Source organism: Herminiimonas sp. GW821-FHT09C12 (assembly GCF_059416385.1).
In genome coordinates this window covers 507,301-519,975 of the sequence record NZ_JBWKPC010000001.1, presented here as the reverse complement: position 1 = coordinate 519,975, position 12,675 = coordinate 507,301, and the positions used below count along the sequence as shown (strand labels likewise).

The window sequence follows — 12,675 nt, the reverse complement described above, 5'->3', positions numbered from 1 at the left end:
AGAGGGTGCGGGATCTTCAATCAAAATGCTTGCACATAGACGCGCTGCCCGATAGCATCGACTTACCTGAGTAACAATGACGGCAATCACTCTCACAACAAAAAAGACTAGAGGTGAAAATGGACAAGTTTTGGCTAAAGTCGTATCCAGAAGGCATACCGGCAGAAATCGATTCTAACCAATACGGTTCTTTGGTTGAATTGCTGGATGAGTCGTTCAAGAAATTCGCTGACCGCAAAGCCTGCATTTGCATGGACAAATCCCTCACGTATGGTGAGGTAGATGTTTTTTCCAGAGAACTGGGTGCGTGGTTACAGAGCATAGGTTTGGCAAAAGGCGCACGCGTGGCCCTGATGATGCCGAACATCTTGCAGTACCCGATTGCCATTGCCGCAGTCCTGCGCGCCGGCTACGTCGTCGTCAACGTCAATCCTCTATACAAACCGCGTGAGCTGGAACATCAGCTGACCGACTCCGGTGCGGAAGCCATCATCATTCTGGAGAACTTTGCCTCCACACTGGAAAAAGTCATCGCCAGCACGCAGGTCAAGCATGTCATCGTGGCATCGATGGGCGATATGTTTAGCGGCGTGAAGGGCGCGATCGTTAATTTTGTCGTGCGCCATGTGAAGAAAATGGTGCCTGCTTACACCTTGCCATATGCCGTTACCTTCAAGGATGTGCTGAAGCAGGCAGAAGGCATGACCTTGCAAAAACAGACGCTGGGCCATCAAGACCTCGCCTTCCTGCAATACACCGGCGGCACGACTGGCACTGCCAAAGGCGCGATGCTGACGCACCGAAACATCATCGCCAATGTGCTGCAAAACGAGGCGTGGATTTCGCCTGCCTTGAACAAGCTGCCCAAGGACAAAGTACTGATTTTCGTCTGTGCGTTGCCGCTGTACCATATCTTTGCATTGACGACGTGCGGCATGCTGGGTGCACATCTGGGCGTCACGAACCTCTTGATTCCGAATCCGCGCGATATTCCCGGTTTCATCAAAGAATTGATGAAGTACAAGGTGAATTTCCTGCCGGCGGTGAATACCTTGTACAACGGTTTGTTGAATAATCCTGATTTTGCCAAGGTTGATTTTTCCGAACTGATGCTGTGTAACGGTGGTGGCATGGCAGTGCAACAGATCGTCAATGACAAATGGAAGGCGTTGACAGGCTGCGCTATTTGCGAAGGATACGGTTTGTCGGAAACCTCACCGGTTGCGACGGCCAATCCTGTTACTTCAAACGAGTTTTCCGGCACGATCGGTTTGCCGGTTTCGTCAACCGAGTTGAAAATCATCGACAGCAATGACAGTGAAGCACCGCACGGCAGTCCCGGCGAAATCGCTATTCGCGGCCCGCAAGTAATGGCTGGTTACTGGAACAATCCGATCGAGACGGCGCAGTCGATGACGGAAGATGGTTTCTTCAAGACAGGTGATATCGGCGTCATGGATGAGCGTGGTTATACGAAGATCGTCGATCGCAAGAAAGACATGATTCTGGTATCCGGCTTCAATGTCTATCCAAGCGAAATCGAAGGCGTGGTTGCTGCGCATCCTGGCGTGCTGGAATGCGCTTGCATAGGCGTTCCGGATGAACACACGGGCGAAGCCGTCAAGTTATACGTGGTGCGTAGAGACCCAGCTTTGACCGAAGAAACCTTGATGGCTTATTGCAAGGAACAATTCACCGGTTACAAGAAGCCGAAATGGATAGAGTTCCGCACCGAATTGCCGAAATCAAATGTAGGAAAAATCTTGCGGCGTGAACTGCGGGATGAGAAGGTTACAGCTTGATAGATGGCTGCGTCATTCCTGCATAAATGGGAATGACGCAACTATCAAAAGAAGAGTTTATTTATGTGGTGCGATAGCCGGTGGTAATGGTCGTGCTTTGCGATCATCACTCGTTGCAACATAGGTAAGCGTCGCTTCGGTTACTTTTACGATTTCCACATCCAGACGATTGCGTTCTGCATAGCATTCCACATTCACGGTTACCGAGGTATTGCCGACTTTGACGATCTCGGCATAGATGGACAGCAGATCGCCGACGAATACCGGATGTTTGAATAAAAACGAATTCACTGCAATGGTAACGACGCGGCCATTGGCGCGGCGTGTTGCGCATACTGCGCCGGCCAAATCGACCTGTGCCATGATCCAGCCGCCGAATACGTCGCCGTGCATATTGGCGTCATGCGGCATTGGTACGACGCGCATTTGTGGAATCTTCCCTGCGGGCAGGTCTGTGTGGTGTTCACTTGCCATGTTGTCTCCTGTGGATAATTTCTTTAACCGCTACAATCCTGAACCCGAAGCATAAACCATCTGACCAAACCTTGCCCCATGCGCCGTTCTTCCGCTTCATCCGAGCCAGCTCCACCATCCAGCAATCGTAGCGACTGGAGCACGCTCAAGACCCTGTTTCCCTACTTGTGGACATACAAGTGGCGAGTTGCGCTTGCTTTGGTATTCTTGATCGGAGCCAAGGTCGCCAACGTAGGCGTGCCGTTGGTGTTGAAGCGTTTGATTGATAGCCTGACAATTAGCCCGGGCAGCCCGCAAGCTTTGTTGGTGCTGCCACTCGGTATATTGGTTGCATACGGTGCATTGCGTTTGTCGACCACTTTATTTACCGAATTACGCGAATACACCTTTGCCAAGGTTACGCAGCGCGCAGTGCGCACAATCGCCTTGCAGGTATTCCGTCATCTGCATTCCTTGTCCTTGCGCTTTCATTTGAATCGTCAAACTGGCGGCATGACGCGTGATATCGAGCGCGGTACAAAAGGTATTTCCTCGCTGATTTCCTACACGTTGTTCAGCATACTGCCGACCTTGATTGAAATCGCATTGGTGCTTGGCTATCTGGCGCTGCATTACGATATCTGGTTCACAGTGATTACTGGCGTGGCGCTGGTCAGTTATATCGCATTCACCGTCGTGGTGACGGAGTGGCGCACGCACTTCCGCCGCACGATGAATGATCTCGATTCCAAGGCGAATACCAAGGCCATCGACTCGCTGATCAATTACGAGACGGTCAAATATTTCGGCAATGAAGATTACGAAGCCAAGCGTTACGACGAAGGCTTGAAGCGTTACGAAACAGCTGCCGTCAAATCGCAAACGTCCTTGTCGCTATTGAATACCGGGCAATCGAGCATCATTGCGATTGCCGTCACCTTGATACTGTGGCGCGCAACGCAAGGTGTGATCAATGGCACGATGACTTTGGGTGATCTGGTGTTGGTCAATGCCTTCATGATCCAGTTATATATTCCATTGAATTTTCTCGGTGTGATTTATCGCGAGATCAAGCAAAGCCTTGCTGATATGGAACGCCTGTTTGCGCTGCTCGATCAACATCGTGAAATCGCCGACAAGCCAGATACGCAAGCGCTTGTGACAGATGGTGCTGAAGTGCGTTTTTCGCACGTCGATTTCAGTTATGAAGAGAAGCGACAGATACTGTTTGATGTAGATTTCACGATAGCGGCCGGTACCACGACTGCGGTAGTCGGGCATAGCGGCTCCGGCAAGTCCACCTTGTCGCGTTTGCTGTTCCGTTTTTATGATGTGAACAAGGGCGCGATTCTGATCGATGGGCAAGATGTGCGGGATGTCACGCAAGCTTCCTTGCGTCAGGCCATAGGTATCGTGCCGCAGGATACGGTGCTGTTTAACGATACGATCGAATACAACATCGCCTACGGTAAACCGGGTGCAAGCAAGGAGGCGATTGTTGCTGCCGCCAAGTCTGCCTACATCCATGATTTCATTGAATCCTTGCCTGACGGCTATGCCACGATGGTTGGTGAGCGCGGCTTGAAATTATCCGGTGGCGAAAAGCAGCGTGTGGCGATTGCGCGTACCTTGCTGAAACATCCTGCGATTTTGATTTTTGACGAAGCGACGTCAGCACTGGATTCCAAGTCGGAGCAGGCAATACAGGCGCAGCTCAAGGAAATTGCAAAAGACCGAACTACATTGATCATTGCGCATCGCCTGTCGACAATAGCTGATGCAGAGCAGATATTGGTACTGGATCGTGGCCGCATTGTCGAACGTGGTTCGCACATGCAATTGCTGGCAGCCGATGGCGCTTATGCGCAAATGTGGATGCGCCAGCAAGTGCGGCAGGATGACGAGTTGGCGTCACCTTTGCCAGAGGATGCTGAAGACACTGCTGAGAATGCGCCGCCCAAGCTGCCTTTTGATTTGTATTAAGTTAATGGCAGGCGCATGGAACTTCGCCTGCCCATGATGCTCTACAGGAAGAGATCAAACCAGCAGACCACATTGAAATTTTTCCCGAAGTCATCAGCGATTGGCATAAGATGTTCCGTATGCTTTACGAATGAGCTTGCACAGAATTACCCGGGTTTTTCTTGATGTCATCGTCGATGGCATTGGTTTGAAAACTTCAGGAGCGTATTCTCGATGTCCAGCCAGCATGAACTGCCTTCCTATCTGACCCCGTCCGGCATTGGCGCATGGGGTGTCTATCTCGAACAAATCGATCGCGTTACGCCTTATCTCGGTTCGCTTGCGCGCTGGGTGGAAACGCTCAAGCGACCCAAGCGCATCCTGATCGTCGACGTACCGATTGAACGTGACAATGGCACGGTGGCGCATTTTGAGGGTTATCGCGTACAGCACAATACTTCACGTGGTCCCGGCAAGGGCGGTGTCCGTTTTCATCAAGATGTCACATTGTCGGAAGTAATGGCCTTATCGGCGTGGATGACGGTCAAGAACGCGGCGGTGAACGTACCTTACGGTGGTGCCAAAGGTGGCATACGCGTCGATCCCAAAACGCTGTCGAAAGCCGAGCTGGAGCGCATGACACGGCGTTACACCAGCGAGATCAATATCATCATCGGCCCCAACAAGGATATTCCGGCGCCAGACGTCAACACCAATGAGCAAATCATGGCGTGGATGATGGATACCTATTCGATGAATCAGGGCAGTACCGCATCGGGTGTGGTGACTGGCAAGCCGATTTCATTGGGCGGTAGTTTGGGACGGCACGATGCAACCGGTCGAGGTGTCTTTGTGGTTGGTTGCGAAGTGGCAGCCAAGCGCGGTCTGGATATTCAGGGGGCGCGGATTGCGGTGCAAGGTCTGGGTAATGTTGGTGGTGTTGCTGCAAGGCTTTTCTTTGAGGCGGGTGCGAAGATTGTGGCGGTGCAGGATCATGCATCTACCGTGGTGCGTGCGAGTGGCCTCGATATCGTGGCATTGCAGGCCTATGTTACGAAGAACGGTAGCGTTGCTGGTTTTCCCGATGCGGATGAATTGAAGGATGCGTCCCAATTCTGGGCGCTGGATTGCGACATTCTGGTGCCGGCTGCACTAGAACAGCAAATCAACGAAAGCAATGCGCATCAGATCAAGGCTTCCATCGTGCTGGAAGGTGCGAATGGCCCAACCACACCGGAAGCCGATGATATCCTGCACGACAGAGGTATATTAGTCGTGCCTGATGTGATTGCCAATGCGGGTGGCGTGACGGTCAGTTACTTTGAGTGGGTGCAGGATTTTTCCAGTTTCTTCTGGACTGAAGATGAAATCAACTCCCGTCTGACGCGTATCATGCGTGAAGCATTTGCTGCTGTGTGGGCCTTGGCAGAAGAGAAGAAAGTGTCGCTGCGTACGGCGGCATTTATTGTTGGCTGTACGCGCGTATTACAGGCGCGTGAAATGCGTGGTTTGTATCCATAGATGAAAATCATAGAAAATACGCACTAGATTTTTGCCTTTGCAGGGATAAAAATGAGCTGGCCTGAAATTTGCCAGATACGTTTCAAAATATTGACGACACGTTTTGAGGAGACACCATGAATTTGAAGACCTTACTTGCCATCACGCTCGGTGCAGGAACTTTGGTAGCGGCAGCGCCTGCAGTGCAAGCGCAAGAACTGACCGGGACGCTGAAAAAAATCAAGGAAACGAATTCCATCACGATAGGCTATCGCGAGTCGTCGATTCCATTTTCATTTCTTGATGACAAGCAACAACCGATAGGTTATGCCGTTGATCTATGCATGAAGATAGTCGATACGGTCAAAGCAGATTTGAAGTTGCCTAACCTCAAGGTTGTGATGCAACCTGTGACATCGAGCAATCGTATTCCACTGTTGCGCAACGGCACTATTGATCTGGAATGCGGCTCGACTACCAATTCAAAGGTGCGGCAGGAGCAGGTGTCTTTCGGCCCGAATTACTTCGTGATCAATGTCACGGCAGCGGTGAAAAAGACTTCAAACATCAATACGCTGACTGACCTCAACGGCAAGACTATCTCTACCACTTCAGGTACTACCTCGGTACCGCTGTTGAAGGGTTACAAGAAAACCGAGAATGTGCAGGTAAAAGAAATCTACGGTAAAGATCATGCAGAAGCCTTCTTGCTGATGGCGGATGACAGAGCCGTTGCTTTTGTCATGGATAACGTTTTGCTTGCGGGACAAATCGCCAATTCCAAACGTCCAGGCGACTACAAGATATTGCCAGAGTCCTTGAGCGAAGAACCGTACAGCATGATGTTGCGCAAGGATGATCCGCAATTCAAAACCTTGGTTGATAAGTCGATAGTCGCAGTCATGAAGTCGGGCGAGATCAACAAGATTTACGCTAAATGGTTTACCAGCCCGATTCCACCTAAAGGAATGAATTTGAATTTCCCGATGACGCCGCCGATTCAGGACGCATTCAAGAATCCTAGCGACAAAGGCGTGTAATCGCATGACGATCTTGCGGACTGCATTGATCTAGGGGAGCGGCGATGGATTTCAGCATATTTCTGGAGCAGGTTCCTGATGGCGATGGCACATGGGCGGAGAGTTTGTTGTCGGGGCTATGGTGGACCCTGGCGGTGGCTTTCTTTGCGTGGATATTTGCCTTTGTAGTCGGCTCGATCGTCGGTGTGGCGCGTACCAGCGAGAAGAGCTGGCTGGTACGTCTAGGCGGTGCTTACGTTGAATTGTTTCGCAATATTCCCTTGCTGGTGCAATTCTTCGTTTGGTATTTCGTCGTGCCGGGATTGGTGCCGGCGGTGAAAGCCTGGGTTATCACGCTTGATCCGACTGAGCATCAATTCGTCACGGCGGTTGTTTGTCTCGGCTTCTTTACGTCATCACGGATTGCCGAGCAAGTGCGCTCAGGCATTCAAGCCTTGCCGCGCGGTCAGCGCTATGCGGGCTATGCCTTGGGTTTGACAACCATGCAAACCTATCGCTGCGTGTTGTTGCCGATGGCGTATCGCATCATCATTCCGCCGCTGACTTCCGAGTTGATGAATTTGATCAAAAATACAGCAGTCGCTTATTCAATCGGTTTGGTCGAGCTGTTCTTCCGCACACGTGAAATGGGAGAGATGACTTTCCGTTATTTCGAAGCTTTCGGTGCGGCGACGCTGATCTACGTAATCATCGCCATGACAGCCAATCGTGTGATGGCCTTGATCGAGCGGCGTGTTGCTATCCCGGGTTATATCGCGGGAGGCAAACATGGGTGATCTCGATTTTGAAATCATCACGCGTACCTGGCCGTATCTATTAACGGGTTTGCAGTACACCTTGCAATTGACGGTGGTGGCGACAATAGGTGGTGTGATATTTGGCACAGTATTGGCGATGGCGCGCTTGTCGCGTTTCAAGACGCTGTCCCTGATTGCTGCTGCGTATGTGAATTTGATGCGTTCGGTTCCACTGTTGTTGGTGATCTTCTGGTTCTATTTCCTGATGCCTATCATCTTGCAAAAGATCACGGGATCGGAACGACCAGTCCAACTCGGTGCGGATCGCTCGGCTTACATCACCTTCATTTTGTTTGAGGCTGCGTACTTTTGCGAAATCATGCGCGCCGGGATACAGAGTATTTCCAAAGGGCAGGTGAATGCCGGTTATGCCTTGGGTCTCACCTACGGGCAATCGATGCAACTGGTCGTGTTGCCGCAAGCCTTCCGCAATATGTTGCCGATCTTGCTGACGCAAACCATCGTGCTGTTCCAGGATGTGTCACTGGTATCACTGCTGAATGTGACCGATTTCGTCGGCGCATCAGTCAAGGTTGCACAGCGTGATAGTCGCGTAGTTGAGATGTATCTGTTTGTTGCCGTCGTTTATTTTGTGCTCAGCTTCGCACTCTCGATGGGCGTCAAGCAGTTGCAAAAACGGTTTGCCATCATTCGATAAGGATAAGAACATGATTGAATTGGAAAACGTGAGCAAGTGGTACGGGGCTTTTCAAGTGCTGACCGATTGCACGACGCAAGTTGCCAAGGGCGATGTGGTTGTGGTGTGCGGCCCATCTGGTTCCGGTAAGTCGACGCTGATTAAAACCGTGAATGGACTGGAGCCTTTTCAGCACGGAAAAATCACCGTAGATGGTATTTCGGTCGGTGATCCGAAGACCAATTTATCCAGCCTGCGCTCACGCATAGGCATGGTGTTTCAGAACTTCGAATTATTTCCGCATCTATCGATCAGCGAAAACCTGACGCTGGCACAAGTCAAAGTATTGAAGCGCAGCCTGCCTGATGCAACCGAGCGCGGTTTGAAATATCTGGATCGCGTCGGCCTGATCGCACAGAAGGATAAATTCCCTGGCCAGTTGTCTGGCGGTCAGCAACAACGCGTGGCGATTGCGCGAGCCTTGTCTATGGACCCGATTGCGATGTTGTTCGATGAGCCGACTTCGGCACTTGATCCAGAGATGATCAATGAAGTGCTGGATGTCATGGTCGGCTTGGCGCAAGACGGCATGACGATGATGGTAGTGACGCATGAAATGGGATTTGCCAAGAAAGTGGCCAATCGCGTGATCTTCATGGACAAGGGTTTGATAGTTGAAGATTGTACAAAAGATGAATTTTTTGGCACGACGCGCTCGGATCGTGCGCGTGACTTTTTAGCCAAGATTATTCATTGACCTGTCTTTTTGGCATTACTCAGCCGTCTCGTTTAAAAGCCGAGGCGGCTTTTTTATTGGGTGAACGGGTAAAATAGCGGCAATCTCCAGAAAGAGCCGCTATGACCACGAAATCTGTATCGAATCGCCCTTCCAGCATCACTATTACCCGTCCTGACGATTGGCATCTGCATTTGCGCGATGGTGCAACGATAGCCTCCGTCTTGCCTGATACGGCGCGTCAATTCGCGCGCGCCATCGTCATGCCCAACCTCAAGCCGCCGGTTACCACGACTGCACAAGCTGTCGCTTATCGTGAGCGCATTCTGGCGGCCTTGCCGACCGGCATGCAGTTCGAGCCCTTGATGACCTTGTACCTGACCAACAATACGCCACCGGAAGAAATCCAGCGTGCGAAAGAGAGCGGTGTTGTGCATGCTGTGAAGTTGTATCCGGCTGGTGCAACGACTAATTCAGATGCCGGCGTCAGCGATTTGGCCAAATGCTATAAAACTTTGGAAATGATGCAAAAGGTTGGCATGCCGTTTTTGGTGCATGGCGAAGTAACCGATCCAGAGATTGATATTTTTGATCGTGAAGCCGTGTTCATTGATCGCGTGATGAAGCCATTGCACCGCGATATGCCGGAGTTGAAGGTGGTGTTCGAACACATCACAACCAAGGATGCTGCACAGTACGTGGCAGAAGCAGACGGTCACGTAGCTGCAACAATTACCGCGCATCATTTGCTGTACAACCGTAACGAACTCTTCAAGGGCGGTATCCGTCCACACTATTACTGTTTGCCGGTATTGAAGCGTGAAATACATCGTCAAGCCTTGGTCGCAGCAGCGATCTCCGGCAGCAATAAATTCTTCCTCGGTACCGATTCGGCACCGCATGCTAAAGGCTTGAAAGAACATGCTTGCGGTTGTGCTGGTTGCTATACCGCGCTGCACGCGATGGAGCTGTACACGCAAGCCTTCGACCAAGTAGACGCGCTGGACAAGCTGGAGCAGTTCGCCAGTTTCAACGGCCCGGACTTCTACAAGTTGCCACGCAATACCGGTACCATCACTTTGCAACGCGAAGAATGGCAAGTGCCTGCCGAAGTCCCGCTGGGCAATACAACGTTGGTACCTTTGAACGGTGGCGAGACGATAGGCTGGAAGTTCGTCTGACGAGCCGTTTGAATCCCAAGTCGTTTCAAGTATTGCGATTCAACTTTGAATTTTTGTACAGCGATTAATCGATGAAGCCATCATTTCTGGATAACATTGATTGGTCGCGCCCCTGGCTGGCCTGTGTACGTACTGTCGGTATGACTATCGCAGAAGCCAGCGATTGGCGTCAGGAGTTGAATCGCCGCGCATCGAGTATGCTTTTGCGCAATCATCGTGACTTGCCACTTTGCTTTGTGCTGCAGGCCGACCTGCCGTCTGATACTGCGTATGAAACCTTCATTAGCAATACCGGCAATGTTCCTACGCGCGACAATCTGCACGATTTCTTTAATGCCTTGGTCTGGCTGACTTTCCCGCAAATAAAAATTCAATTGAATGCCTTGCAAGCGCGAGAAATTGAGCGCTCGATGGCAGAGCAGGCGATTGCACCACGCGGCAAGCTGCGTGATGCCGCGACGATATTCGATGAGAATGCAGCACTGCTCATTACATCCAATCACGATCTGGTGCGAGCCTTGCGCACGCATGAATGGGAGGATGTGTTCCTCACGCATCGTGCAGATTTTCTGCAAGAGTGCGCAGTGTTTTTATTCGGTCATGCCTTGATGGAAAAACTGGTGGCGCCGTACAAGGCGATCACGGGGCATGCGTGGATAGTGGCGCTAGAGTGTCCTGCGTCTGATCTTGCACTGGAAGAGCAATGCCGCTGGGTTGATACGACGGTGGCTTTGCAACTGGCCCATGGTTTGAGTACAGCTGATTTTTCACCGCTGCCGGTATTAGGTGTGCCGGGTTGGTGGCCTGAACAGGATGCTGAATTTTATGGTGATAAAACTGTCTTCCGACCGAAGCGCAGAGCGTAAGTACTACTCTTTGCTTCGACCGAAAAACAATTCAAACTGCATGCATGGCAGCGCTACTGAATAAGCTGACTTAGTCGCGTGACGTGCTTGCGGCGACTGCAGGAGCTGCCTCTGCTTTCGTTTCTTTATCAGCACGATTCCACCATCCGCCACCCAAAGCTTGGAATAACGCTGCGGTATCTCCCAAACGTGTAGCGCGCGCTTGTGCAACGTTCAAGGCCGCTTGCCGATATCCCTGTTCTGCCGTGATCAAGGTAAGGCGGTCGACGTAGCCGCGCGCATGTTGCCTTTGGGTCAGATCCAAGGTGGTTTTGGTCGTATCTGCGACATCGGCTGCGAGCTTGAACGATTCGGCATCGGCATGAATCGCATGCAAGGTATCGGCCACATTCTGGAACGAAGTAATCACGGTTTCCTTGTATTGCGCTGCGGCTTGCTTGTACGATTCTTCTGCCGCACGTTGACGATGACGCAGTACGCCACCATCGAACAGCGGCATGGAAAGGTTGGCCGCTAGCTCAAAGAAACGCCCAGAGCTCCAGAACATTTGGCTGAACTGATTGGCAGCGCCACCCCAAGTTCCATCGATAGAAAACTGCGGCAAGCGATTGGCGAGTGCAACGCCGATCTGGGCACTGGCTGCACGCAATTGTTCTTCTGCAGCGCGCACATCAGGGCGTTGTTCAATCACTTGCGATGGCAAGCTTAAAGGCAAATTTTCCGGCAATTGCAATGAAGCGAGATCGAAGGACTCAGGCAAATCGCTATCCTGCATGCCGCCTGCAAGTGCACGCAGCAGATTGCGGGTTTGCTCAAACTGTTTCTGCAACGGTGGCAATTGCTCTTTCGCTTGCTGCAGTGTGGTCTGCTGCATCGAAAGATCGAGTCGCGATGCGTAGCCGGCCTTCAATTGTCGCTGTACCAATTCCACTGATTGGGTATTGGATTCGATGATGCGATTGAGGATTGCAATCTGTTCACGCAACAAAGCTTCTTGTATGGCAGCGGCAGTGACGTTGGATGCCAGGGTGATGTATGCAGCTTCGAGTTGCAGTTTCTGATACTTCGCTTCTGCTTCCAGACTTTCTACTTGTCTGCGGTTGCCGCCAAATACGTCAGGTGCATATCCGACCGTCAGTTGCGTCGTGTGGAAATTGTAGATGACGGGACCAACGAATGGCGAAGATGGTTTTTCGGTTGTGCTGATGTTGGTGCCATTGCCCTGTAGGCCAGGCGAATTACCACCTAGATTGCCGGCGATCTTGGTGCGTGCCGGCGAGTAACCGGCTTGCACTGTCGGGAAGAAAAAACCACGCTGTGCATAAACATTTTCCTGTGCGACACGCAATGCTGCTTGTGCCGACTCGATAGTTGGATTGGCGGCGAAGGCTTTCTCAACCAACGCGTTCAATTGTGGCGAACGAAACAGTGTCCACCAATCTGCCCGAATATCTTGCGACAAAACAAAATGCTGCGCGTTACCTCCCGGTACTGGCGAGGCAGTCGTTGCTGCTGGCAGTGGCTTAGGAGAAAAGCCTGTTGATGGTGTCAATTCAGGTCTGCTGTAGTCGGGGCCAACAGCGCAGCCAGCCAATAAACTGATGGCTGCTGCGATGACGATACGGCGCTGCGCATGGCCTGATTTCTGGCGTGTCGAAATAGACGGTACCGCTAGCTCAAATATTTGATTCTTCATGTCGC

General features: G+C 51.5%; 11 protein-coding genes. 9 read left to right on the top strand and 2 right to left on the bottom strand.

All coding sequences use genetic code 11. The annotated features are described in order from the left end of the window. Nucleotides 1-119 precede the first annotated feature (119 nt). Complete coding sequence (locus AC07N2_RS02430; protein ID WP_494776846.1) at nucleotides 120-1,802, top strand: long-chain-fatty-acid--CoA ligase; 1,683 nt, start codon at nucleotides 120-122, stop codon at nucleotides 1,800-1,802. 57 nt (nucleotides 1,803-1,859) lie between these two features. Here AC07N2_RS02430 and AC07N2_RS02425 read toward each other — a convergent pair whose 3' ends face one another. Then, nucleotides 1,860-2,276: an acyl-CoA thioesterase gene (locus AC07N2_RS02425; RefSeq protein WP_494776845.1), complete on the bottom strand. Its 417-nt coding sequence runs from the start codon at nucleotides 2,274-2,276 to the stop codon at nucleotides 1,860-1,862. A gap of 78 nt (nucleotides 2,277-2,354) precedes the next feature. Here AC07N2_RS02425 and AC07N2_RS02420 point away from each other — a divergent pair, with 78 nt between their 5' ends. The 8 genes from AC07N2_RS02420 (at nucleotide 2,355) to AC07N2_RS02385 (ending at nucleotide 10,974) form a co-directional block, all read left to right on the top strand. Next, nucleotides 2,355-4,238 (top strand): ABCB family ABC transporter ATP-binding protein/permease, encoded by a 1,884-nt coding sequence (locus AC07N2_RS02420; RefSeq protein ID WP_076592521.1) that lies wholly within the window; start codon nucleotides 2,355-2,357, stop codon nucleotides 4,236-4,238. Nucleotides 4,239-4,451: 213 nt separating this feature from the next. After that, a complete protein-coding gene (locus AC07N2_RS02415) occupies nucleotides 4,452-5,738 on the top strand; it encodes a Glu/Leu/Phe/Val family dehydrogenase (RefSeq protein WP_494776844.1) in 1,287 nt (428 codons plus the stop codon). Between the two features lie 116 nt (nucleotides 5,739-5,854). Beyond that, nucleotides 5,855-6,757: an amino acid ABC transporter substrate-binding protein gene (locus AC07N2_RS02410; RefSeq protein ID WP_494776843.1), complete on the top strand. Its 903-nt coding sequence runs from the start codon at nucleotides 5,855-5,857 to the stop codon at nucleotides 6,755-6,757. A gap of 44 nt (nucleotides 6,758-6,801) precedes the next feature. Next, on the top strand, nucleotides 6,802-7,533 hold the full coding sequence (locus AC07N2_RS02405; RefSeq protein ID WP_494776842.1) for an amino acid ABC transporter permease: 732 nt from the start codon (nucleotides 6,802-6,804) through the stop codon (nucleotides 7,531-7,533). After that, a complete protein-coding gene (locus AC07N2_RS02400) occupies nucleotides 7,526-8,212 on the top strand; it encodes an amino acid ABC transporter permease (RefSeq protein WP_494776841.1) in 687 nt (228 codons plus the stop codon). The genes AC07N2_RS02405 and AC07N2_RS02400 overlap by 8 nt, the downstream gene beginning before the upstream one ends. Nucleotides 8,213-8,222: 10 nt before the next feature. After that, nucleotides 8,223-8,948, top strand: coding sequence for an amino acid ABC transporter ATP-binding protein (locus AC07N2_RS02395; protein WP_494776840.1), 726 nt, complete (start codon nucleotides 8,223-8,225; stop codon nucleotides 8,946-8,948). A gap of 101 nt (nucleotides 8,949-9,049) precedes the next feature. Next, a complete protein-coding gene (gene pyrC, locus AC07N2_RS02390; protein WP_494776839.1) occupies nucleotides 9,050-10,108 on the top strand; it encodes a dihydroorotase in 1,059 nt (352 codons plus the stop codon). Between the two features lie 71 nt (nucleotides 10,109-10,179). Beyond that, complete coding sequence (locus AC07N2_RS02385; RefSeq protein ID WP_494776838.1) at nucleotides 10,180-10,974, top strand: DUF3025 domain-containing protein; 795 nt, start codon at nucleotides 10,180-10,182, stop codon at nucleotides 10,972-10,974. 70 nt (nucleotides 10,975-11,044) lie between these two features. Here the strand turns inward: AC07N2_RS02385 and AC07N2_RS02380 are convergent, their stop codons facing one another. Continuing rightward, complete coding sequence (locus tag AC07N2_RS02380) at nucleotides 11,045-12,670, bottom strand: efflux transporter outer membrane subunit (protein ID WP_494776837.1); 1,626 nt, start codon at nucleotides 12,668-12,670, stop codon at nucleotides 11,045-11,047. Nucleotides 12,671-12,675: the final 5 nt, after the last annotated feature.

Bases quoted from the DNA above. Each gene is read 5' to 3' on its own strand.
- AC07N2_RS02380 (WP_494776837.1), bottom strand. From the start codon at position 12,670: ATGAAGAATCAAATATTTGAGCTAGCGGTACCGTCTATTTCGACACGC.
- AC07N2_RS02385 (WP_494776838.1), top strand. From the start codon at position 10,180: ATGAAGCCATCATTTCTGGATAACATTGATTGGTCGCGCCCCTGGCTG.
- AC07N2_RS02400 (WP_494776841.1), top strand. From the start codon at position 7,526: ATGGGTGATCTCGATTTTGAAATCATCACGCGTACCTGGCCGTATCTA.
- AC07N2_RS02415 (WP_494776844.1), top strand. From the start codon at position 4,452: ATGTCCAGCCAGCATGAACTGCCTTCCTATCTGACCCCGTCCGGCATT.
- AC07N2_RS02395 (WP_494776840.1), top strand. From the start codon at position 8,223: ATGATTGAATTGGAAAACGTGAGCAAGTGGTACGGGGCTTTTCAAGTG.
- AC07N2_RS02410 (WP_494776843.1), top strand. From the start codon at position 5,855: ATGAATTTGAAGACCTTACTTGCCATCACGCTCGGTGCAGGAACTTTG.
- AC07N2_RS02405 (WP_494776842.1), top strand. From the start codon at position 6,802: ATGGATTTCAGCATATTTCTGGAGCAGGTTCCTGATGGCGATGGCACA.
- pyrC (WP_494776839.1), top strand. From the start codon at position 9,050: ATGACCACGAAATCTGTATCGAATCGCCCTTCCAGCATCACTATTACC.
- AC07N2_RS02425 (WP_494776845.1), bottom strand. From the start codon at position 2,276: ATGGCAAGTGAACACCACACAGACCTGCCCGCAGGGAAGATTCCACAA.
- AC07N2_RS02420 (WP_076592521.1), top strand. From the start codon at position 2,355: ATGCGCCGTTCTTCCGCTTCATCCGAGCCAGCTCCACCATCCAGCAAT.
- AC07N2_RS02430 (WP_494776846.1), top strand. From the start codon at position 120: ATGGACAAGTTTTGGCTAAAGTCGTATCCAGAAGGCATACCGGCAGAA.